Below are 23747 nucleotides of genomic sequence, written 5' to 3'. Positions count from 1 at the left end.
ACATGATTTGATTCAACTCAATGTACGGCAGCTTCTTTCGGGAAAAACTGCGGCAAGTAATCTTTATGCGCTTCCAACATTTCGTCCAAAACAGTTTTGGCGATATCGCCGCTGGGTACGAGCGGATTGAGCGTGAACGCCTGCAATGCCGTTGCGTAATCTCCGGTCACAGCGGCTTCAATCGTTAATTCCTCCATCGCTTTCATCAATTGCAGGAGACCGCGCTGGGCCGGCGGAAATTTACCGAAGTTGACTGGTTCTGCCCCGTGTGCCCGGATAATGCTTGAAACTTCGACCGCACAATCATAAGGAAGGTCATCGATGGCACCGTTGTTTCTTGTCGACACGACCATTACGGTCCCTTTATTATTGTAGATGGAATTAATGATTTCACATGCTGCATCGCTGTAATGCGCCCCGCCCCTTTTGGACAGTTCTTCCGGTTTATGGTCGAGATTCGGATCTTTATAAAGTTCAAACAATTTGGCCTCTATCCTTTTAACGACTTCCCCGCGCGTTCCTTCGTTATGGAAGGCTTCCAGCTCCTCTTTCAGCATGTTATCCGTCATGTAGTAATAACGGTGATACGGGCATGGCAGCATTTTTAAATTTTTCACTTGTTCGTATAAGAAACGCATGTTTTTAATGTTTTCGACAACTACGGCCGGGTCGACATTCGGCCCGTACAGCGCGTCAATGACTTTCTCCGTAAGTTCCGTTCCATCCTTGTCAAATACCCGGTGCCAATGCAGATGGTTGATCCCGGCAAATTTAAAGAACAGGTCTTCTTCTTTTTTATTTAAAACCTCGGCCGCACTTTTGACGGCACCAACTGGCACATTGCACAAGCCGATCACCTTTTCCCATTTTCCGTAACGAAGAACAGCTTCCGTCACCATGCCTGATGGATTGGTAAAATTGATCAACCATGCATCCGGGCAAAGTTCTTTCATGTCTTTTACAATATCCAAAATCACTGGAATCGTACGGAACGCTTTAAACATTCCGCCGGCGCCGTTTGTTTCCTGGCCGATCATCCCGTGGCTGAGCGGAATCCGTTCATCTTTAATGCGAGCATCGAGCAACCCGACGCGGAATTGGGTTGTGACAAAATCGACATCTTTCAACGCTTCACGGCGGTTTAGCGTTAAATGAACTTCGCAGTCAATGCCTGCTGCCTTGACCATTCTTTTCGCCATATTGCCGACAATCTCAAGTTTTTCCCTCCCCTCTTCTATATCAACGAGCCAAAGTTCTTTCACAGGCAGTTCATCATAGCGTTTAATAAAACCTTCTACCAGTTCCGGCGTATAGCTGGAACCGCCGCCGATCGTTGCAATTTTAATTCCTTTTTTCATGTGCGCACCCTCCAGTTAAGTTTTTTCATAATTTAGCTTAATTGGTGGAATGCATTCCATGTCAAGCGTTTTCTTTGCTATACTAGAAACAAAAAGGGGTGGCAACAGATGGCCAATATAAGAGAGATTGCCAAACTTGCCGGGGTATCACCTTCCACGGTTTCAAGGGTGCTGAACAACAGCGGCTATGTCAGTTGGGAAACGAGAAAAAAAGTGCAGGCGGTTATGGAAAAATTGGATTATGTCCCGAATCTGAACGCCGTTTCATTAAAAAAAGGCGCAACGAAGCTAATCGGCATCGCAGCACCTTATTTAGGAGACGAGATTAATACTTTTTTGGGCAATTTTGCGCAGGCAGCCCAGGAGAAAGGCTATAATATTACTTTATTTTTGACAAACGCAGATCCAAAAAAAGAACGGGATGCGCTTGAGTCGCTCCGCCGCAGACAAATAGACGCGCTGGCGGTCGTCATTCGGGCAAATGACTGGGACACGATTGCCCAGTATTCAAAATACGGGCCGATTGTCACCTGGCAGCGGGTCATCATGAAAGAAATTCCTTCCGTTTTTATGGATCAGTACGAAGGATATATGCTCGGCCTTGAACACCTCCATGCAAAAGGTTACCGCAAAATTTCAAATGTTTACGGAAACCCCGGCCATTTAAACACAATAGGCAGAATGGAAGCTTTCCGTGATTTCTGCCGGAAATACTGTTTAAATGAACACGCCCTTCCCCATTTTTATCATAAAGGATCAATCCGAGATGGCGAAGAGATGGCGCACTGGTGGAAAAATACCGCCGACAAACCGGATGCTTTTATGGCGCCGAACGACCGTTTTGCTGCCGGCCTTGTATCCGAAGCGAAAAGGCTTGGCTTAAACGTGCCCGGGGATTTTGCCGTCTGCGGATTTGATAATACGGATATTGCCCGTTTGTTGGATATCACCACGATCAATTACCCGATCGGCGGGCAGGCTAGAAATGCTTTTTCCATTATCCAAAACCGGCTTGAAGGAAAAACAATACCACTTACGGGCTTAAAATTTGAACTGATTGAGCGAAAGACAACATAAATTCAGCGGAAAATAAATTTCTCAATCAGTTCCGCGACAACCCCTTCATTATTGTCGGCTTTCGTCGTGTAGCTGCACACCTTTTTGATTTCCTCGACAGCATTTCCAGCGGCAACCGGCAATCCGGCCGTTTTGAGCATCGCCAAATCATTGTAATTGTCCCCGACAGCGATGGTATCTTTTAAATCGATCCCGAGTATTTTTGCCAAATCTCTCAGCCCCTGCCCCTTGTCCACGCCAATCGCATTAAATTCCATATAGCGGTTTGAGGAATAGCTGACGGTGCAATATCCGTCCGTAATATGGGCCATTTCCGGTTCCAGAGACCGAAGATACGGTATATTTAAATTTTGATATAAAATTTTTGAAATCGGTTCGTGCTCAAGAAAATCGACGGTGTTTTCCTCCATCACGGTGTATTCCAGTTTGTGGTTTAAAAGGCGTAACTTTTCGCTCTCCGACAACTGGTATACATAAAGCTTATCTTTCGTGTACACGTGCATGCATACATCCTTTTTCAGGCCGAACTCAAAAATTTCTTTCATTTTATAAAAATCAAGCCCCCTGAACTGCAGCAGGCGGTTTCCTTTGTTTTCGGTTATGGCACCTCCGTTAAAAGATATGACATATTCTCCCGGTTCATCATATAAGCCAAGCGTTTTTAAATCGTGCTGGATCGATAAATAGCCCCTTCCCGTTGCCGGCACAAATTTGATACCGTATTGTTCTTTTGCTTTTTTGATAGCCTCAATGTTTCGTTGGCAAATTTCATGGTTGTCGTTTAGAAGTGTTTCGTCCATATCGAATGCGATCAGTTTAAATGCCATGTATTTTTCTCCTCTATGAAAATAGGTTTATAAAATCTATTATAATCGATAAAAACGGAGCAGGATACAAAGTTTATGAAATTTTTCACAAAAGCAATGGTCTGTAAAATCCGCTGCCCTGTCTAGCAGCGGATTTGGTTCCGGATTAAGCGCCAATAAAGGCTTTTCCGGTTTTCACCGTTTTCATCGTTTCCTGTATGGATTTTGCTGATTCATGCAGCCATGCTGTTTCCTGCTCATCGAGCCCAATTTCGAGCTGCCGTTCTACCCCGTTCCGGCCAATCACACAAGGGATGCTGAGGGCGACATCCCCGTTATAGCCGTATTGGCCATGCAAGGTTGTTGAAACCGGATAAACGCTTTTTTCATCAAGCATGACGGCTTTTGCCAGCGTTACAGCGGCTTGGGCAACGCCGGCATTTGTCCAGCCCTTTCCGTTAAAGACGTCAAAAGCGGTTTTGATGACTTTTTGCCGGAAAGTTTCCCTATCCAGCGGTTCTTTTCCGCCAAAAACCTTATCCAGTTCTTTTTCTCCGAATCCTTGCACATTTAAGCGGCTGAATACCGGGAAAGCCGTGAACCCGTGTTCCCCCATCATATAACCGGTCACGCTTTTCGGATCAATGCCGTAATTAGCGGCAATAATTTGACGGAGACGGGCCGAGTCAAGCATAGTTCCTGTGCCGAAAATCCGTCCCTTAGGATAGCCGAAGTCATTTTCGGCAATGTAGACAACCGTATCGAGCGGGTTTGTGATAAAAATAATGACGGCTTCTTTTGTATATTTCGTAATGCCTGCCATCACTTCGCGGATTACTGCGGCATTTGTCACAGCAAGCCCTGCCCGGTCCGGCATTTCCTCCTCATCCGAAGGGATCACACTCGGCCCTGCTGCGCAAATAATAACGTCAGCATCCCCACATTCCGCGTAATCCCCTGCTTTAACGGTTATATTGGTCATATATGTAAGTGCTGTGGCATGTTGCTGGTCGAGCGCTTCGCCAAAAGCCACCCCTTCATCTTTATCGATCACCGCAATCTCAGAAAAGAGACCCAGTTTCATGGCATCTGCCAGTACATATGAACCAACATGACCGACGCCGACAATGGCTAATTTATTCTTTTTCATGGTATCCCCTCCTTGTTTATTTAATTTTAACATTTTAAACCATAAAATTGTAAAGAAAATTTCGTGAACCGCAGTATCAGGAGAAAGATTACGAAAAACCATTTTTGCTAAGGGCATCAAAGCACAAAAAAGCTGCCATAAGCCTTTTTTCAGGCATTTGGCAGCCTATTTTACCGATTTTTGAAAATTGTTGAAATCACTTCATTATAAGACATTGTACTGTCGACAACATAAGTGCCCGGGCGCAAATTGTTTTCAACGCCCTTCTTTTCCACATCTTTGGAGAATTTAAAAGCATCGTCCACAATTTTCGCTTTCTCAAGCAGTCTGCCGACATCAATGCTTGTCATGCCGTCCGTCACTTTGAAGACGACACGGTTTACTGTTTTTGTGTGATGATTTGTAGCAGAAGATTTTTGTGCAGATGATTTGGCATCTGCCAAGTTTTTGTCATATTCAGCTTTTGTCTGCACAATATAACCGGCGCTTTCCAGTTTATCCTTCATTTGTTTTTCGGTAAGCTGCGTGCTTGCTGTTGTTTTTGTTTTGTCAGTCGTTTTGTTCGCTGCTTCACCTGTTCCGGAAAAATAAACGGCTCCTGTAATGGCCGTGGCGATCAAAATTCCAGCGGCAAAGCTGCTCAATTTATTCATTCCCACCGGCAACCTTGCTCCTTTCGTTTTTCTCCGCCATATATGGTGCCAAAATGTCCTGGATTTGGCTTACAGATACTTGTTTTTTCCCTGCAATGCTTTCAATGGAGTAGTTGCGTCTATATAAATCCAGCACTTCACGCTTAAATTGTTTTTCTGCCATAGAAAGCTGGATACCGGATTCTTTTTCAAGAATTTCCATATCCAGTTCAACATTCCGGATGCTGTCTTTTAAACTATTGATTTCATCCATTAAGGATAAATGGACCATTTCAACTTCCCGATGCTCATCTTTAGCATGGCTGCGCGCTTTTGCCATCGACATGATAAACAACACCGCGGATACTGCAAATAGTATCGCCAATATCCATCCCATCAGTTGATTCCTCCTTCTTAAAAGTTTTCACCCAGTTTCCTATTATACATGTACAATCCTTAATTTTCGATAAAAATCAAGGATTTGTGACGAAAGTTGTATGGATCCGCACCTAAAAAACACCAACCCGCAAGGAATGGTTGGTGTTTTTCTATTAATAATAAGGCGCCATCATTAAATAAACAATGACACCGGTGATGCTGACGTACAGCCAGATCGGCATCGCCCAGCGGACAATTTTTTTATGCTTTTTCACCTGCATTGTCCATCCCCATACAAGTGCGAACAAAGCTAGCGGCACAATGATTGCAGCGAGGATGCTGTGTGTGGTCAAAATGAAAAAGTAAATGGTGCGGATGGCTCCTGTACCGCCATAGTGTATATCTTTAGGAGCAAAATAATGGAATGTTAAATAAGAAAGCAAAAACAGGAAAGTAGACGTAAACGCCGCTAAAATGAATCCCCTATGGACTTGAATATTTTTACGTTTAATAGCAAACAAAGCGCTGATGAGAAAAATAAACGTAAAGCTGTTAAAAATGGCATTCATTCTTGGAAGAATATAAATATCAAAATTTACTTTTCCTTTATACCCAATGTTTGTAAAAAATAAAAGCAAAATAATAATATTTGCGATAATCGAGACGGTGATAATCAGCGCAGTAAAATTTTTATCGCTTTTCGGTTGATAAGATTGATGGTTTCCTTTGTCCATTTTTATTAGCACCCCGTATATTATTTTATGGATGGTATCCAGCTGTTTAACCCTATCATAACATGAAAAATTACCGGCAAACAATTACAAAGGATTTTCACATCTTTTTGATCATGGTAAAGTATGAATTGTAAATTCTTACATATTGGAGCGAAATGATGGCACAATATCAAGCATTGTTTTTGGATATTGACGGAACGATTTTAACACCTGATGACACGGTCCAGCCCTCAACAAAGCAGGCTGTTGCCGAAGTACAGAAGCAGGGAGTGGAAGTATTTCTTGCAACCGGAAGGCCGATCCATGAAATTTCCTGGCTTGCGGACGAACTGAATATCCAATCCATGATCGGGTATAATGGCGCGTTAGCAGTCCACAGGGGCAAAAATCTTTTTAAAACCGTGATGGACAGCAGTATGGTGGATGAATTTATCGAAATTGCCGCAAAGCACAGCCATGAAGCGATTTTGTATACGGACCGGCAAAATTTTATTACGTCTTTTGATTCCCCCGTCCTGGACAGCTTTTTGAAAAAACTGCATCTCCGCCAGAATGTTTTATACACACCTGAGGTACATGACCAAATATTGGGAATTACGTTCGTAAACATCCACGGGGATGAAGCATCGCTGTATGAAACATACCCTGGGCTGCATTTATCCCAGGTCAATCTCGAAGGGTTCGGGCACTGTTATGATGTCATTCTCGATACGGTCAACAAAGGGATCGCCGTCACAAACGCGCTCGGCTTGCTTGGCATCCCGAAAGAAAATGCAATAGCATTCGGCGATGGCATGAATGACAAAGAAATGCTGCTGGCTGCCGGCGAAAGTTTTGCCATGGGCAACAGCGACCCTGAACTGTTTCCTTATGCGAAACGGCGGACGGCAAGTGTAACAGATTCCGGCATTTATAATGGATTAAAAACACTCGGGCTCGTAAAATAACGGAAGCCGGCTGGACACCCCAACCGACTTTTTTATGGAAAATTATCGCGGATTGCTTTCCGCAAAAGCTGTTCGCACCGTTCCAAATCGGCTTTCACGAGCTTTTTATAAGCTTTCGCTTTTTCACTGTCTTTAATTTTATATACTACAATCTCTTTTCTTTTCGCCCCGTCCTGTTTTACTTTCATTTTTGTTAAAATTTGCTCATCATCTTCCAGTTCATGAAGCGCCCGGTAAATTTCGGAATGCTGCGGTTCGAACCCGAACGGTTTGAATTCTTTTTTCAATTCGTCCAATAATTGCAGCCCGTACCAGCGCCCGTTTTCAATATTGGTGATGATATATAATTTTAAAAAAGCACGCTGCTTGATTAAAAAACCGGTGCTTTCCCTTTGCCGCCTCTCTGCCATTTCGATCACCTCTTTTTCTTTTATTATAGTAAAGTGTGTTCCTGGCACACAAAAATTTTGAATCGAACAGACGTTATCTTAATTGTGTCCTTGTTTTTTTTAGATGTGTTGTTAGCACATAGTACTGTTTGAAATTATTCCTTAATCAGCGGATTTCTGCTGCCGTTTTTTGCACTGCATGCTGTATCTTTTAATAATTTTTGTGTTATTAGCACATAAAACAGTTAGATATTATCTTGTCTGAAAGGTTGATCCACACATTTTGGGCGCCATGTGAAAGTTTGTGTTGTCCGCACATAGTGTATTTTGGTTTATCTATTCGCTAAATAAACCGGCATACGCCGGTTTTCAATTTTTTTAATTTACTTTTTTCGGTCCCTTCCAATGCATTTCCCGCAAGCGATATTTCTGGAGTTTACCTGTTGCCGTTTTGGGCAGCGAATCAACAAATTCAACGGCTTTCGGCGCTTTAAAATGTGCCATATTGTCCCGGCAGAACCGGATGATTTCTTCTTCCGTCACCGTTGCATTTTCCTGCCGGACGATGATGGCTTTCGGCACTTCTCCCCATTTCTCGTCCGGTATGGCGATCACGGCTGCCTCTAGGACATCCGGATGCTTATAAAGGATGCCCTCCACCTCGGTTGAAGATATGTTCTCGCCGCCTGATATTATCATATCTTTTGCGCGGTCGCGGATTTCGATATAACCGTCCGGATGCGTTACCGCCAAGTCACCGGTATGGAACCATCCTCCCCGGAAGGCAACCTCCGTCATTTGCGGATCTTTATAATAACCTTTCATTACCACATTTCCACGCGTCACAATTTCCCCCAGTTCTTTGCCATTCCATTCGACCTCTGTGCCGTCCTGGCGCACCACTTTCGTTTCACCGTTAAAAGCCAGTTCAATGCCCTGTCTTGCTTTAATCGCGGCCTGTTCCTCCGCTTTCTTGGAATCAAACGTTTTTTTCCATTCACAGTATAAAATGAAAGGCGTCGTTTCAGTCAGCCCGTAAACATGCATCATCGTTAATCCGAGAATTTCCTGGGCTTTTTGGATCAATGCCGCTGCCGGCGGGGCACCGGCTGTCGCCATGCGCAGGCTGTTCTTCATCTGAATTTCTATTGCTTTCGGATCGTTCACAAGCATATTGACAACTGTCGGCGCGCCGCAAAGCATCGTGATGCCTTTCTTTTCAAACATATCAAGAATTACAGGCGGGTCAATTTTCCGCAGGCAGACATGAGTCGCACCCGCTGCCGTAATCGCCCACACACCGCCCCAGCCGTTTGCATGGAACATCGGAAGTGTGTGCAAATACACATCATCATGGCGGACATTGAGATGGTACAGAAAATCAGCTGCGTTGATATAATTATTCCGGTGCGTCAACATCACGCCTTTTGGTTTGGAAGTTGTGCCGCTCGTGTAGTTTATCGTAAGCAGTTGATTCTCATCAATTTCAACGGACGGCACGACGGCATCATCCGGCACCTGATCGATAAACGCCTCGTAATCAATGCCTTGCAATGAAGTTTGAAATCCATCAACCGAAACTATTATGATTTGATCAAGCGAAAGTTCATCCTTCACCTGCTCGATCGGTTTGCAAAATTCCTCATCCACAATTAAAATTTTGGCATCGCTGTGGTTAATGATGTATTTTAGATCGTCCGTCGACAGACGATAATTTAATGGCACCATGACAACGCCGAGCTGCCCTATACCGTAAAAGCACTCCAGCATGTAATGTGTATTCGGCAGCATCACCGCTACATGGTCGTGCGCGCGAATGCCGGCCCGATACAACGCAATAGACAGCTTGTCAACACGCATCCCGAAAGTTTTATACGTAAATTGCTTTTCTCCGTCAACCACCGCCACTTTGTCCGGATAGTATTTGACAGCCCTGCGTTTCCAATCCAACGGCGTTAAGGCAGATAACATACAGATCATACACTCCTTTTTATGAATTTTGTTTTCGTAAAACATGTTTCATGACTTTACCGCTCGCATTGCGGGGAAGCGCGTCCAAAAATTGCACTTCGGCAGGCCATTTATATTTCGCAAGCTTCTTTGCGCAATAAGCAAGCACAGCTTCTTCGCTAAGATTTCTCCCTTCTTTCAGAACAATATAAGCTTTCGGGACTTCCCCATATACTTCGTGCGGGATGCCGATCACTGCAGCTTCCAATATTTCCGGCATTTCATACAGCACTTCTTCCACTTCAACAGGATACACATTTTCTCCGCCACGAATTAGCATATCTTTTTTACGGTCAACCAAATACAGCAATCCGTCTTCATCAAAACGGCCAAGATCCCCGCTGTACAGCCAGCCGTTCTGCAGCGTCCGACGGGTCTCTTCGTCATTTTTCAAATAGCCCTTCATCACTTGCGGACCTTTTACAACAATTTCGCCAACCTCTCCAACTGAGACCGGATTGCCGTAGTCATCCACCACCCTGATCTCCGTTTGCGGCAGCACTTCGCCGACAGAACCGATTTTTTCCAAGGCATAATGGTCTTTTAATGTGGAAGCAGCAGGCGAGTTTTCCGTTTGGCCGTAAAGGTTTTGCACTTTCACTTCTGGAAAACGCGTCTTCAGCTGCCGTACGAGTTCATACGGCATCGGCGCAGCCCCGTAACAGAACAGACGCAGACGGGATAAATCGGCTTGTGCCATTTTCGGCGTGCCGAGCAGGATGCTGTACATCGCCGGCACACCAAAAAAAACCGTCACCTTCTCTTTTTCCATCGTATCGAGCGTTTTCTCAGGCGAAAAATGTTCTTCTATGATAATTGTGCCACCCTGGTAAATGACCGGTATGCTGAAGACATGGCAGGCCGCACAATGAAAAAGCGGCGTTACAATATGCACGCGGTCTTTGGCGGATAAATCCATCGCTTCCGACCAAATTTGCGCTGCAGCACGGACATTCGCAGCAGATAGCATCACTCCTTTTGGTTTTCCAGTTGTGCCGGAAGTATAAAAGATGACAGCCGTATCTTCAGCATCCGTATAAGGTCTCTGATAATAGTTTCCATATTGCCCGGCAGCAGCTGAAAAAGTATTTTCGCCGCCGACTACCAAACGGTCATGAAATTTCTCAAATTCTTGCTTGTTTTCCTGTAATGCATCGTGAAAACGATAATCATAGATGAGGACTTTTGCTTCGGAATGTGTAAAAATATATTGTACTTCCGGCGGGGCAAGTTTCGCGTTGACGGGCATGACTGTAAAACCTCCGAGATGGCAGGCATAATAAGAAATTAACAGCGCATCGGAATTGTGAAGGAAAAGGGCAATAATGTCGCCTTTTTTGTAACCTTTTTGCTGAAAATACGCGGCCAGGCTTTTCGCCTATCCGAAAAACTGTGCGTATGTCAATTCCTTTTCCTGGTAAGATGTAATGATACGGTCGGGCTGTGTTTTCGCGTGTAGTTCCAGCCGCTCTGCTACTAACATGGCCGCCACTCCTTTTCGGATATTTTCTATTCATGTAACGTCCGGGAGTCCCCCAGTTTTGGTGCTTCGAAACGAATTTTTCCCGGTGTGTCGGATAACTTAATCGGAATGCCGATTTGCTTTACTTCGCCAACATTTTCAACCGGAACCGTCTGGATCATTTTCCTGGCGACGACTTGCTGATGATGCTCCATTTCGGAAAAATCCAGTACCGGGGTAACACAGGCTTCCGTATCTTTAAAAATCTCCATCCATTCAGAAAGTGATTTCTGAAGTATAATTGTTTCGATTTCCCGTTTTAATTTTTCCTGTACAATTGGTTCGTTTTGCAGCGGGATCAGATCCGGTCTCATAATGCCATTACAAAAATTGGCCCAAAATTTCGGCTCCAAGGCGCCAACTGCCAGCCATCGCCCGTCCTTTGTTTCATACACCCCGTAGCAGGCAAGCGCACCGGATAGCATTTGCTTCCCGCGTTTCGCATCAATCTTTTTCATCAAGTAGTTTGGGAGTGTTGCCTGCATGAAGGAAAGCACCCCGTCCATCATTGAAATATCGACAAACTGGCCTTTCCCGGATTTTTCCCTTTCCAAAAGCGCGAGCAGAATCCCCACCACTGCCGGATAAGCCCCGCCCCCGATATCCGCGATCTGCACCGCAGGGACAACAGGTTTCCCGCCTTTTTCTCCCATGAGATTCAGGAGGCCGGCATAACTAATATAATTAATATCGTGACCCGGCATTTGGGCATAGGGGCCGGTCTGCCCATACCCCGTGATGGCGCAATAAACAAGGCCTGGATTTGCTTTTTTCAATGTTTCATAATCAAGACCGAGCCGTTTCATGACCCCGGGGCGGAATGATTCCACCACTACATCGGCTGTTTCCGCCATTTTTAAAAATTCCTTTTTGCCTTCCTCAGACTTTAAATCGAGCACAATGCTTTTTTTGTTCCGGTTCAAGGAATGAAACATCGTACTGTTTTCATCGAGCTTCGGTTCAAAATGGCGCGCGTAGTCTCCAGCCCCTGGCGCTTCTATCTTGATCACTTCCGCTCCGAAATCAGCAAGGATCATTGTACAGAACGGGCCAGGCAAAAGCCTTGACAAATCCAATACAACAATATCGATTAATGGAAAAATACAACTTCCTCCTCTCAATGAGAAAAAAGCACCTTTAATCCAATCTTTCAATTATGGTGACATTTGCCATTCCATGCCCTTCGCACATCGTCTGCAGGCCATATCTGTCGCCTGTCCTCTCCAATTCAAGCATCCATCAATTTGTCATCAGCCTGGCCCCGCTTGCGCCAAGCAGATGCCAAAGCATGATCGCACCCCCATTCGGATTCAGCTTCTTAGCATCAGCGTCAGTTTCGGCCAGTCAGGGAAGGGGTACGGAAGCAAAAGCCTCATTCACTTCAAACACATCAATATCCTGGATCGTAAGTCCCGCTTTTTTCAGCACTTTTTCGGTCGGGTCCGTCTGCATCAATGTCAGATCAGACCCGACAACAGAACGTGCTACCACCCTGAACCGGGGTTTCAGGCCAAGGTCATCCGCTTTTTCGCGCGACATCAGCAAAATCGCCGCTGCGCCGTCGCCGATTTGGCTCGAATTTCCAGCCGTAATATTTCCGGCTTCTTTAAACGCCGGCTTCAATCCTGACAGTTTTTCTAACGATGTATCTTCCCGTGGCCCTTCGTCTTTATCCACGATCGTATTCATACCGCCCGGTAAAACGACCTCAAGCGGGCATGATCTCACGGTTGAAACGGCCTTCTTTTTGCGCCTGCAGTGCGCGCCGGTGGCATCCCAGAGAAATCAAGTTTTTTGGCTTCGCCGCTCCCGGCACAGTTTACTAAAATGTTAACGCTTTCAATTCGTTCCAAGGTGGCGTGCACACTTTCCTCATCGGCCACATTTGCTTGGATAAAGCGAACTTGATCCCCCAGTTCTTCTGCGAGCTTCTCTCCTTTTTCTTTCTGAAGGTCCAAAATATATGCCTTCACGCCACTTGCGGCAATCCTTCTTACCGTTGCTTCGCCGAGTCCTGACGCCACGCCCATCACGCTTGTTCAGTTTCCGATATCCATTTCCCAAACCCCTTTGCGAAAAATTGAAAGCCATTCAGTGATTTGTAAACTGGCTTTCTATCATGGCGACCAATCCGTACTTAAAATTCTAAATGTTTGATTTTTTTGTGTCAAGCTGATTTTTTTCAGAAAAAACGCCGCTATTTTGAGCGGCGTTTTTAATGTTCAAGCAAATTGGTTACGGATACACTCATCTTTTCATCCGGTTTATCGAGTAGATGGACGGTTGCTGTCCCTTTCTGCCGGTCGACATGTTCAATATAAATTCTCTCGCCATTCAAGGTAACATTCACCATCTCCGAAGAATTCATAATTTCTTGCGCGCGTTGTATGTCCATATAAGGTGCCTCCCGTTGTATTTTTACAATAAAAGTATGGATGTAAACGTTTTTTACTATACCGGTTATTTTGGAAAAGGTGTGTTCCCCTTGCCTGTGGTAAAATAGTACAAGGAAGACACGGGGAGGTCGGCAAATGAAATCTTTTCAAATAATGCTTGGCGATATTACGACGGTTGCTGCAGATGCGATTGTTAATGCGGCAAACACGACATTGCTCGGCGGAGGGGGTGTTGATGGGGCAATCCATCGGGCAGCAGGGCCTGAACTGTTGGAAGAATGCCGGAAATTGAACGGCTGCCCAACCGGAGAAGCAAAAATTACAAAGGGCTATCGGCTGCCGGCAAAATACGTAATCCATACACCGGGTCCGGTATGGCAGGGAGGCGACCATCGTGAAGCCGAATTGCTGGAAAACAGTTACAAAAACAGCCTGAAACTGGCGGAATTGCACGGATGCCGAACCGTTGCATTCCCTTCCATCAGTACCGGCGTTTACCAGTTCCCGCTCGATCAGGCCGCCAAGATCGCTGTCCGTACAATCCATCGGTTCCTTGAAACATCCGAACGCGTCCAGGAAGTTTGGATGGTTTGCTTTGACGAACGGACAAAACAGGCATACGAAAAAACGGAATCAGATTTCTCCTCATGATTCCGCTTATTTTTTTGAAGTACCTCACGCACAAACATACGTTCTATTATCACATATATCCGGTATAATAAAAACTGGCGAGATATGAAACATACGATCGGACAGCGACCCCTTACAGACCGGGGATGGCGTATTCATGCTGTTGGACGGAAAAAATCGTCCACTTCATATGCCATGGTAGTGGCTGTAATTGAAGCGGATTACTTAAAAACAGTTTTCATTCATGCGCTGCTCTGCACTATATGTTGCCTTTTCCTCCGGTGTTTAGCCCACTGGCGTTTTTATTCACATTCGGATGATTACGCTTTTCCCGGTACCCTGTTAGTCTTTACGTCTGCAATAAAAGCCCGCACCATATCCTCTTTCGCCGCCCATGAAGTAACAAGCCGGATGGCGGAATGCCCGCCATCAACTTTTTCCCATACCAGAAACGCATATTTCTTCTCAAGCTCAGCGATCAGCGCGTTCGGAAAGATCGGAAAAATCTGGTTGGTAGGGGAATCAGTAAGAAATTCAAAACCCGCTTCACTGATTCCTTCCCGAAGCAAGGCCGCCTTTTGATTCGCTTGCATGGCCAGTTCAAAAAAAAGATTGTCCCGGAAAAGCTCCACAAACTGGATTCCAATCAGCCTCCCTTTTGCCAGCAGCGCTCCTCTTTGCTTCATCAAATAACGGAAGTCTGCTTTCAGTACATCATTGCAAATCACCAATGCTTCACCGAGCAACGCGCCGTTTTTTGTTCCGCCAATGTAAAAAGCATCAACAAGATCGGGAATCTCTTCAAGCCTTAAATCACTGCCGTCCGCGCATAATGCCGATCCCAGCCTTGCCCCGTCCATATACAAGAGCAAATCATGCTCTTTGCAAAAAACGCTCAATTCCTCAAGTTCTCGCTTATGATAAACTGAACCGATTTCGGTTGATTCTGATATGTATACAAGCTTTGGTTTTACCATATGTTCGTCGGGATGACCGTCGAGAATTTGCTGGATATGGGCAGGGGTCAATTTCCCATCGGCCGTTTTCATTGCAACAACTTTATGGCCAGTTGCTTCGATCGCACCTGTTTCGTGGGTAAAAATATGGCCGGTTTCAGCTGCAATCGCCGCTTCGTGGGGCTTTAGGAATGAAGAAATGGCCGTCAGGTTGGTTTGCGTCCCACCCGATAATAGGTGAATATCCACATCATTGCGCCCAAGCCTATTCTTCAGCAGTTCAACCGCCTGCTGTGAATACCGGTCTTCCCCGTATCCGGCTTCCTGTTCAAAATTTGTTTTCATTAACGCTTTCAAAATACGGGGATGTGCCCCTTCGCTGTAATCATTTTTGAAACTGTACATGCGATCAACTCCAAATTCTTTTAAAATCTATTAAGTCAATTATAGCAGCAATTTTTTGATTTCTTGTCAAACTGTAAAAAAATAATCTGCTTTAAAATCCATTGCAGCGGATTCCAAAGCAGACCATTTGAAAAACTACTACCGGATAAAATAAAAAATATTCCCGCCAACCATCTCACTGGAAATTTTCCCGGCCGATTCAAGATAGATGCATCTTGTAACCGTTGCCATAAACGGTGAAAAAAATTTTTTGATCCCGACGTCGCCATAGACTTCGCGGCAGATTTGGGCAGCTGTTTTCCGGCCCGTTTCCAGCGACTCCAGAATTTGATCCAACCGGTGCTCATGGCGCATACGGATACTTTCCGCCCGCTCCTTTACATCGCCAATCAAACCGCCGTGCCCCGGCAGTGCGACATTTGCCGGCAAGTCTTTGATCCGGTCCAAGGAGTCAAAATAATCTTGTAACGGATTCTCATCTTTTTCCGACCATGCCGCCACAATCGGAGACAGGTCTTTTAATACATGGTCCCCGAGCACCATGATTTTCTTTTCGCGGTTGTAAAAACAAAAATGGTCCGGTGCATGGCCCGGCGTCCAAATCGTTTCATATTCATCGTCCCCTAAGAAAATCATTTCACGATTCGTAAAAAGTCCATCCGGCTCAAAGTCGTATTTCGGGATTTCCCTTGCGTAATTCCGCTTCGGCAAGGCAGGCCCGCCGTGTTTTTGTAAAATATGGTCATACTTATCATGCGAAGCTGTAAACCGCGCTTTTGTTTCCTGCACCACCTGCCAGCTTAAATCCGACATGAAAATGGGCACATGATACTGTTCTTTTAGCCACTTCGCAAGCCCGAGATGATCGGGATGCGCATGGGTCAATACAAGTTTTTCAAGCGGGAAGCCAGGTTCAAGCAACGCTTCCCAGGTGTTCATTGCGCCTTCATGGTAATCCCCTGTATCGACAACGGTATATCCTTTTTCCCCTTTAAACAGATAACAATTGACCGCCCGCATACCAAACGGAAAACGGACAACCAGCTTGTAGACATTTTCTGCCACTTTCGTTAATCTATCCCCGGCACATCTTTCCGTTTTCTCTGCAAAATTTGCCAAATCCATCCCTCCTCACATTTAGAATACCTTTTCAGGAGAAAATCGGCAAATGATTTTTATAATTTTTCAAATATACTGCCTTAGTGTTCCGCAATAGACGGTCCCTGAAACTTTAGGTCCGACGAATCGAAACGAACCATAATCAATAGCATCCAGCAAAAATCGGTCAGGCGCCAGCGGAAGTTCTTTTATTCTATGTTTCGCGGTTTCCACCTTAAATTCGCCTGCAGTAATATAAAAGCAATGCAATTTTTTATAAAAAACTCAAAATACGTATACCTTTGATCTCTTTCTATATCATACATCAAGCAACTGAATCACCCGGTTTCTTCACTATATATGTTTCTACCCCCTGAAACGGGGCGTCAAACCCTTATCACAGGCCGTATTTCCGCAGTTTCCTGTAAAAAGTGCTGCGCGGAATGTCCAGTAATTTCGCCGCAGCTGCCGCTTTACCTTTCGTATGCTTTAACGTTTCAATGATCATATCGCGCTCGATTTTCTCCCTGGCGCTCAGTTCCGGTGCCTGTTTTTCCGCTTCGGGCAACCCTTTTTGGGCGGAAAAATAATTGCGGACGTACCGCTCCACTTCTTCCTCACCTGCCATGTTGAGCAACTGCATATTTTCAAGAACGTTCATAAGTTCGCGGATATTGCCCGGCCAATCATAATCCAGCATCTTTTCCATGGCGAATCGCGGCACAACAAAATCCCAATTCCGCTGCTTGCATAAATACCTTATGAGTGCCGGGATGTCTTCTTTTCTCTCCCTCAGGGGCGGCACATGGATCGGAAAGACAAAAAGGCGGTAGTATAAATCCTCGCGGAACTTTCCTTCTTTCACGAGCTTCGGCAAATCCCTGTGGGTGGCGGCCACGATCCGGACATCGACAGCTACTTCTTTCGCCGCGCCGACCGGAACCACTTTTCTTTCCTGCACTACGCGTAATAATGCCGTCTGCATCGAAAACGGCAGTTCAGCCACTTCATCCAAAAATAACGTACCGCCGTTTGCCTGTTCAAATTTCCCTTTGTAACCGTGCTTTTTTGCGCCGGTAAAAGCCCCTTCCGCATAGCCGAAAAACTCGCTTTCCATTAAATCCCGGGGAATGGCGCCGCAATTGACCGCAACAAACGGCCCGTTTTTCCGCCTGCTGTTTTCATGGATAGCGCTCGCAATAAGCTCTTTTCCAGTGCCTGTCTCCCCCGTGATAAAACAGGTGGTATCGGATAATGCCGCGAGCTTTGTTTTTTGTAATGTATCTTGAAAACTTTTATTAATGCCTGCTGCACCTTGAAAATGGAATGTTTCTTTTTGGTTTTTACGGATTAACTGATTTGGATATTCCGATAGTAAGAAACATGTACCAATTTTTTCCTGATAGGAAGACAAAAGTGGAGACTGTTTTAAAATGGTGAATGCTTTAGAGGTGATTTCTTCAAGCGGTCTCCCGAAATAACCCGGCACCTTTTCGCGGACAGGCCGGCTTGCCGCAACGGCTTTTCCTTCCTGATCCACAATCACAAACGGCTGATCCGTATATTGTTCCGCCAATTTAACAGCCTTTTGGACCAATACTTCATGCCGGAGGGAGGCAAGACGGAATGTTTCCTGTTCCACGGCATAAGCCAATGAAGAAGCCATGCCGAGCATAAAAGGATGAGACTGTTCATACGGGCAGGATAAATCAATCACACCCAATAAATTTTTGCGGCTGTCGTAAATCGGTGCGGCAGCGCAGCTCCATTGGTGGGAAGCAATCGAAAAGTGCTCGGTGCCATTGACCATAACGGCTTCGCCTGTCTGCAGCGACGTTCCGATCGCGTTTGTCCCCACCTGTTCTTCCGTCCAGCAAACGCCTTCGACAAAATTAATTTTTTCGGCTTCATGGATCGTTCTCAGGCTTCCTGAAATCGACAATACATAGCCTTCGGGGTCGATGATCAGCGCCATCATCCCGGCTTCACGAATCATATGCTCCATTTGCTTCAGGTGTTTTGCCATAGTATCCAAAAATACTTTATGTAATTCCCGCTTTTTTGCAAGTTTATAGTCCGGCAGGATATGCTGCCCTTTCCGCAAATAAGGGTTGACATCCCGCTTTTTGCAACGGTACCATGATTCTGCGATTCTTTTGTTCAGCCTGGCCGGATCCAATGTTCCTTCCTGTACAAACCGTTTCCAAGTATTCAAATAACATACCGCCATCTTTCATCCCTCCCGATTTATAATAGAAATGTTTCGAAACAGGAATGAAGTTCGTGGTGACTACTTTTCTATTATAAACGAATCTAGAAAGCGTTTTCAATATAACAAAGTGGCTAATCGTTTTTATAAAAAAAATTGAAATAGATTTCCCGGCAGTTTTCCGACTGCCGGGAAATCATAATATATGCACGGCCTGGCCTGTTGCATTCAGCAACGCTTCATGGATCGCTTCCGAAACAGTCGGGTGGGCGACAATATACTGATCAAGCATATCGGCCGTCATTTCCGCATTCAGCATCAGCGCCCCCTGCCCGATCAATTCCGTTGCATGCGGGCCCGCAATGGACAAACCGACCACTTCTTCATATTCCAGTTCAATTACGACTTTGACTTTTCCCGCCTGCTCCCCGGAAATCATCGCTTTTCCGTTTGCCGAAAACGGGAATTCGCCGATCCGGACCGAACCATACATCTCTTTTGCCTGCTTTTCAGTCAAGCCGACGCCGGCAATTTCAGGAAAAGTGTAAATGCAGCGTGGAACGGCCCGGTAATTGGCTGAAGTTTCGATGCCGCACGCATTTAACGCGGCAACTTTGCCTTCGTGGAAGGCGACATGGGCAAGCTGGATGCCGCCGATGCAATCTCCACATGCATAAATATCCGGATGGGTCGTCTGCATTTTTTCGTTCACCATAATCCCAGTTTTTGAATACTCCACACCGGCGTTTTCCAGCCCCAGGCCTTGTGTATTCGGTTTTCTTCCGATGGAAACAAGCGCGTAATCCGCATACATCTCAACATTTTGACCTGCATGTTCTACAACAGCGCAATTCTTTTCCGGATCCAATTCCTTCACCGCTGCAGACTTGTAAATGTTCACCCCGTCTTTTTCCAGCTGTTCCTTTAAAATTGCCGCGATATCGGCATCTTCACCCGGCAAAATCTGGTCCGCCATTTCCACGATTGAAACCTTTACGCCAAGCCGGCTGTAAATGCTGGCGAACTCGCACCCGATTACACCGCCGCCGACAATCAATAAGGAAGATGGAATCCCGGGCAGGGACATAGCCTGCGTGCTGTCGATCACCCATTTTCCGTCAAACGGGGCGAACGGGAGCGCGGCTGGCTCCGACCCCGTTGCAATGATAAACCGGTCCGCTTCGATCTCAACAGTGCCGTTCGACGTTTCCACTAAAACGGAGCAGCTCGATTGGAAGACTGCCTTTCCCTGCACCACTTTAATCTTATTTTTCTTCATTAAGTATTGAACGCCCTGCACAAGATGCGAAACAATGGCATTTTTCCTGTCAAGCACTGCCGTCCAGTCAACTGTAACATCCCGACCGTTTAACCGGATGCCGAATGTTTCTTCATGCTGTATGTCCCTGTATCGTCCGGCGCTTTCCAAAAGCGTTTTGGTCGGTATGCATCCTTCATTTAAGCAGGTGCCGCCTAAAGATGCCTGCTCAATCAATATGACACCTGCCCCCTGCTGTGCCGCTGTAATGGCGGCGACGTACCCGGCTGGCCCGCCGCCGATAATCGCGATCGTTGCCAATTTTTCTCCCTCCTTTCTTCACAAAAGCATCGTAATCGGCTCTTCCAAATATTGTTTTACAGTTTGTAAAAAGGCTGCTGCAGGCGCCCCGTCGAGCGCGCGATGGTCAAACGTCAGGCTGAGCGGCAACCGGCTCCTTTTTTTTACCGTATCACCAATAAACACAGCTTCGTCCGAAACCGCACCGATGCCTAAAATGCCGGCTTCCGGAGGATTTAAAATTGGGGTGAAAAATTCAACGCCGCTTGCTCCGAGGCTTGAAATTGTAAATGTCGAACCCTGCAAATCGTCGGTTAGTAGTTTTCCCTCCCGTGCCGCTAGTGCTTTTTCTTTTATTTCTTTTGACAGCTCGATCAGCGTTTTGCTTCCCGCGTTGCGGATGGCCGGAACAACGAGTCCTTTTTCAAGCGCAACCGCAATGCCTAAATGAACGTCCGGATAGGTGACAATCGAATCATCAATGTACGCGCTGTTCATAATCGGATGCTGCTTGAGTGCCAGAATAACGGCCCTCGCGACAAAATCGGTCATCGTCAATTTGCCGCCGTAACGCTTAGCCACCGTTTCTTTTGATTGTTTTTGCAAAGCAACCAGTTCTGTTACGTCGGCTTTCATTGTAATCGTAAGCTGCGCTGTGCTTTGCAGGCTGTCGAGCATTCGGCCGGCAATCACTTTACGCATGCCGGAAACCGGTGTCCGTTTCGCCGTTTCCGCCGCAGGTTCAGCCTTTTCGATCCGTGTTTCCGCCGAATTTTCTTTTAATGCTTTCATTGCCCGCTGAACATCTTCTTTTGTAATTCTTCCTCCCGGTCCGGTGCCTTGGATGTCTTCCGGTTTAAGGCCCGCTGCTTCCGCCATTTTCCGCGCAACCGGGGAGATTTTGACCCGCTCTTTTTCCTGCCTTAACGGATATTTTCCAATATTATCCACTTTCACGCCCCGTTCTTCGTTTTTCTCCTCGGCTGCCTGCACCGCGGTTTTGCTTGCTTCAACTTTTTCACCTGGGTTTCCGATATAGCAGATCACCGTTCCGGGCGGCACCCCTTCTCCTTCCGGCACATTGATTTTTAAAATGGTCCCATCAGCCGGTGATTCAATCTCCATTTCAATTTTTTCCGAATTGATATTGGCGATTAGATCGCCTTTTTTGACAGGATCACCTTCCGTTTTATTCCATTGTGAAACCGTTCCTTCCTTCATGGCCATCCCCAGCTTTGGCATGATGACTTCAACCGGCATGCCGATCACTCCTTTCTTTCTATCTGTCTGTTATTGTCCGATTGGTTCCCCTAAAATTTCCGATACAGCTTGCACGATTTTTTGCGGTGACGGCAAATACAAGTCTTCCAGCACCGGCGAGAACGGAACCGGCGTGTGCGGCGCAGTGATACGTTTGATCGGGGCATCAAGATCGTCAAATCCTTTATCCGCAACAAGTGCCGCAATATCAGTCGCAACATTGCACCTCGGATTGGCCTCATCGACGACGATCAGCCTGTTCGTCTTTGCAACCGATTGGAGAATCACGTTTTCATCGAGCGGCGATAAGCTGCGCGGGTCTACCACTTCAACTTCTATCCCGTTATTGGCAAGGGTTTCCGCTGCCTCGAGCGCTGTCTGGACCTGCTTTCCGATCGCAACAATGGTTAAGTCGCTGCCTTCACGCTTGATATCCGCTTTGCCGAGCGGGATCGTATAATAATCTTCCGGCACCTCCCCTTTCATGTTGTAAAGCGTTTTATCTTCGAAAAAGATCACTGGATCATTGTCTTCGATCGCAGCGAGCAGGAGCCCTTTTGCATCGTAAGGCGTGGACGGGACAACCACTTTTAAGCCCGGGATTGCGGTAAAAAGCGCATACAGGCTTTGCGAGTGCTGGGCCGCCGCCCGGAATCCCGCGCCATACATTGTCCTCACCGTGACCGGCACCTGCGCTTTCCCGCCGAACATGTAGCGGAACTTTGCGCCCTGGTTCAGCACTTCGTCCAAACAGCTGCCGATAAAATCGTTGAACATGAGCTCTGCAATCGGCCTTAAGCCAGTTGACGCCGCGGCCATCGCAGCCCCCATATAGCCCGCTTCCGTAATTGGTGTATCGAGAATGCGTTCACGGCCGAATTCCTGGACAAGGCCTTTTGTGACGCCGAGCACACCGCCCCATGCTTCCTCGTCCTGCAGATGGTCGACTTCCGCGCCGCCTGCAACATCTTCCCCCATTAGAATGACATTTTCGTCTTTCCTCATTGCAAGTTTAATCGCTTCATTGATCGCCTGTGACATCGTGATTATTCTTCCCATTTGAAATCCCTCCTTTTTCATGGATTAGTAAGATACATATACATCCGTCAACAGCTCGGACGAATCCGGATAAGGGCTTTCTTCGCTGAATTTCACGGCTTCGGTAATCTCGTTGTCTACTTTTTGTTCCAGGCTGTCGATTACCGATTCGGTCATCAAATTTTGCTCAATCAAATATTTTTTAAACTGCAAGATGGCATCCTTTTCGTTCAGCTGCTCTGCTTTTTCTTTTTCCGCTTTATAGGTCTGCGCATCGCCTTCAAAATGGCCGTAGTTCCGATAAGTCACACATTCAATTAAAGTCGGGCCTTCCCCGTTGCGCGCCCTTTCCACCGCTTCCTTCGCAGCTTGGTACACAGCGACAACATCTTTCCCATCGACGCGCACACCAGGAATATTATAGGAAATGGCCCTGTCTGCGATCGTTTTGCAACTGGATGCATAGGAGAAAGGCGTAGCTTCTGCGTAGCCGTTATTTTCTGCAACAAACACAACCGGAAGCTTCCAAGCTGCCGCCAAATTGATGCCTTCGTGGAAAGTGCCGTGGTTGTTCGCGCCGTCGCCAAAGAAGCAAACGCTTACATTTCGGGTCTTTTTATACTTCGCTGTCAGCGCTGCTCCGCATGCAAGCGGAAATCCACCACCGACAATCCCGTTTGCCCCGAGCATCCCTTTATCCAGGTCGGCAATATGCATCGATCCTCCTTTTCCTTTGCACAGGCCAGTTGCTTTTCCGTAAATCTCCGCCATCATCCCTTTTAAATCGCAGCCTTTGGCAATACAGTGACCATGGCCGCGGTGCGTGCTCGTTATCGTGTCTTCATTGTTCAGATGGGCGCAAACTCCGACGGCCACCGCTTCTTCACCGGCATACAAGTGGACAAATCCCGGCAAAATTCCGGTCGCAAACACTTCATGCACTTTGTCTTCAAATTTGCGGATTTCAAACATTTTTTGGATCATCCAATGCGCCTTTTCCCTGCTTAACTGCAGTTCACTTGCTTTTAATGTTTCCATCCAACCCATCCTCCTTGTCATAATTCTTTCGCCTAATATATACGCAAAAAGTATGCCAAATGAAAAAGCCTTGCTGCGGCGGTTTTTTCAAAAATTACAGAAACAAAAAATGAGACAAATTGGGACAACAGTCTCAAAGTGTCTCATTTTGTCTCA

21 protein-coding genes and 2 pseudogenes are annotated in these 23747 nt (G+C 46.2%); 3 read left to right on the top strand and 20 right to left on the bottom strand.

The features are described from left to right. Positions 1-17 precede the first annotated feature (17 nt). Entirely contained in the window at positions 18-1358 is a 1341-nt protein-coding gene (locus BpJC4_RS05320; protein ID WP_151697608.1) for a 6-phospho-beta-glucosidase, read from the bottom strand. A gap of 108 nt (positions 1359-1466) precedes the next feature. On the opposite strand from BpJC4_RS05320, the gene BpJC4_RS05315 reads away from it, so the two are divergent. Continuing rightward, positions 1467-2435 (top strand): LacI family DNA-binding transcriptional regulator, encoded by a 969-nt coding sequence (locus tag BpJC4_RS05315; protein ID WP_151680517.1) that lies wholly within the window; start codon positions 1467-1469, stop codon positions 2433-2435. A 2-nt stretch (positions 2436-2437) separates the two neighbouring features. On the opposite strand, the gene BpJC4_RS05310 is transcribed toward BpJC4_RS05315, so the two are convergent. The 5 genes from BpJC4_RS05310 to BpJC4_RS05290 form a co-directional block, all read right to left on the bottom strand. Continuing rightward, complete coding sequence (locus BpJC4_RS05310; protein ID WP_151680516.1) at positions 2438-3262, bottom strand: Cof-type HAD-IIB family hydrolase; 825 nt, start codon at positions 3260-3262, stop codon at positions 2438-2440. Between the two features lie 145 nt (positions 3263-3407). Beyond that, positions 3408-4391, bottom strand: coding sequence for an L-lactate dehydrogenase (locus tag BpJC4_RS05305; protein ID WP_151697607.1), 984 nt, complete (start codon positions 4389-4391; stop codon positions 3408-3410). A 170-nt stretch (positions 4392-4561) separates the two neighbouring features. After that, positions 4562-5044 carry an aminodeoxychorismate lyase gene (locus tag BpJC4_RS05300; protein ID WP_151680559.1) on the bottom strand — a complete coding sequence of 161 codons (483 nt, stop codon included), beginning with the start codon at positions 5042-5044 and terminating at the stop codon, positions 4562-4564. Continuing rightward, entirely contained in the window at positions 5037-5420 is a 384-nt protein-coding gene (locus BpJC4_RS05295; protein ID WP_151697606.1) for a hypothetical protein, read from the bottom strand. The genes BpJC4_RS05300 and BpJC4_RS05295 overlap by 8 nt, the downstream gene beginning before the upstream one ends. Before the next feature lie 154 nt (positions 5421-5574). Further along, positions 5575-6135, bottom strand: a complete 561-nt coding sequence (locus tag BpJC4_RS05290; RefSeq protein ID WP_151680513.1) for a DUF420 domain-containing protein — start codon at positions 6133-6135, stop codon at positions 5575-5577. A 158-nt stretch (positions 6136-6293) separates the two neighbouring features. On the opposite strand from BpJC4_RS05290, the gene BpJC4_RS05285 reads away from it, so the two are divergent. Next, entirely contained in the window at positions 6294-7082 is a 789-nt protein-coding gene (locus BpJC4_RS05285; protein ID WP_151680512.1) for an HAD family hydrolase, read from the top strand. Between the two features lie 32 nt (positions 7083-7114). Here the strand turns inward: BpJC4_RS05285 and BpJC4_RS05280 are convergent, their stop codons facing one another. The 7 genes and pseudogenes from BpJC4_RS05280 to BpJC4_RS05250 all read right to left on the bottom strand — a co-directional run bounded on the left by BpJC4_RS05280 (position 7115) and on the right by BpJC4_RS05250 (position 13398). Continuing rightward, positions 7115-7492 (bottom strand): replication termination protein, encoded by a 378-nt coding sequence (locus BpJC4_RS05280; protein ID WP_151680511.1) that lies wholly within the window; start codon positions 7490-7492, stop codon positions 7115-7117. A gap of 357 nt (positions 7493-7849) precedes the next feature. Beyond that, entirely contained in the window at positions 7850-9442 is a 1593-nt protein-coding gene (locus tag BpJC4_RS05275) for a long-chain-fatty-acid--CoA ligase (protein WP_151697605.1), read from the bottom strand. A 19-nt stretch (positions 9443-9461) separates the two neighbouring features. Next, positions 9462-10964: pseudogene (locus BpJC4_RS05270) on the bottom strand (class I adenylate-forming enzyme family protein). 26 nt (positions 10965-10990) lie between these two features. Further along, the gene (locus BpJC4_RS05265; protein WP_253718582.1) at positions 10991-12124 is read right to left on the bottom strand and encodes a CaiB/BaiF CoA transferase family protein; all 1134 of its coding nucleotides are present in this window, start codon (positions 12122-12124) and stop codon (positions 10991-10993) included. A 16-nt stretch (positions 12125-12140) separates the two neighbouring features. Next, positions 12141-12786: pseudogene (locus tag BpJC4_RS05260) on the bottom strand (thiolase family protein); the annotation flags it as partial. After that, complete coding sequence (locus BpJC4_RS05255; RefSeq protein WP_151680509.1) at positions 12728-13033, bottom strand: SDR family NAD(P)-dependent oxidoreductase; 306 nt, start codon at positions 13031-13033, stop codon at positions 12728-12730. The gene BpJC4_RS05255 and the pseudogene BpJC4_RS05260, both read right to left, overlap by 59 nt. Positions 13034-13218: 185 nt before the next feature. Next, positions 13219-13398, bottom strand: a complete 180-nt coding sequence (locus tag BpJC4_RS05250) for an H-type small acid-soluble spore protein (RefSeq protein WP_151680508.1) — start codon at positions 13396-13398, stop codon at positions 13219-13221. Positions 13399-13534: 136 nt separating this feature from the next. Between BpJC4_RS05250 and BpJC4_RS05245 the strand changes: the two genes are divergently transcribed. After that, a complete protein-coding gene (locus BpJC4_RS05245; protein WP_151680507.1) occupies positions 13535-14050 on the top strand; it encodes an O-acetyl-ADP-ribose deacetylase in 516 nt (171 codons plus the stop codon). Positions 14051-14349: 299 nt separating this feature from the next. Here the strand turns inward: BpJC4_RS05245 and BpJC4_RS05240 are convergent, their stop codons facing one another. From BpJC4_RS05240 to BpJC4_RS05210, 7 genes are all read right to left on the bottom strand, one after another. Beyond that, positions 14350-15390 carry a threonine aldolase family protein gene (locus BpJC4_RS05240; protein ID WP_151680506.1) on the bottom strand — a complete coding sequence of 347 codons (1041 nt, stop codon included), beginning with the start codon at positions 15388-15390 and terminating at the stop codon, positions 14350-14352. 138 nt (positions 15391-15528) lie between these two features. Further along, the gene (locus BpJC4_RS05235; protein ID WP_151680505.1) at positions 15529-16509 is read right to left on the bottom strand and encodes an MBL fold metallo-hydrolase; all 981 of its coding nucleotides are present in this window, start codon (positions 16507-16509) and stop codon (positions 15529-15531) included. A 376-nt stretch (positions 16510-16885) separates the two neighbouring features. Next, a complete protein-coding gene (locus BpJC4_RS05230) occupies positions 16886-18718 on the bottom strand; it encodes a sigma-54-dependent Fis family transcriptional regulator (RefSeq protein WP_151680504.1) in 1833 nt (610 codons plus the stop codon). 175 nt (positions 18719-18893) lie between these two features. Further along, a complete protein-coding gene (lpdA, locus tag BpJC4_RS05225) occupies positions 18894-20276 on the bottom strand; it encodes a dihydrolipoyl dehydrogenase (RefSeq protein WP_151680503.1) in 1383 nt (460 codons plus the stop codon). Positions 20277-20294: 18 nt separating this feature from the next. Beyond that, positions 20295-21515: a dihydrolipoamide acetyltransferase family protein gene (locus BpJC4_RS05220; protein WP_151697604.1), complete on the bottom strand. Its 1221-nt coding sequence runs from the start codon at positions 21513-21515 to the stop codon at positions 20295-20297. A 30-nt stretch (positions 21516-21545) separates the two neighbouring features. Beyond that, entirely contained in the window at positions 21546-22574 is a 1029-nt protein-coding gene (locus tag BpJC4_RS05215) for an alpha-ketoacid dehydrogenase subunit beta (protein ID WP_151680501.1), read from the bottom strand. Between the two features lie 24 nt (positions 22575-22598). After that, positions 22599-23591: a thiamine pyrophosphate-dependent dehydrogenase E1 component subunit alpha gene (locus BpJC4_RS05210; protein ID WP_151680500.1), complete on the bottom strand. Its 993-nt coding sequence runs from the start codon at positions 23589-23591 to the stop codon at positions 22599-22601. Positions 23592-23747 lie beyond the last annotated feature (156 nt).

This window comes from Weizmannia acidilactici, from assembly GCF_008974185.1.
Classification (GTDB): Bacteria; Bacillota; Bacilli; order Bacillales; family Bacillaceae_C; genus Weizmannia; species Weizmannia acidilactici.
Note: the sequence above shows the minus strand (reverse complement) of the source record. Positions and strands in the feature narration are given on the sequence as shown.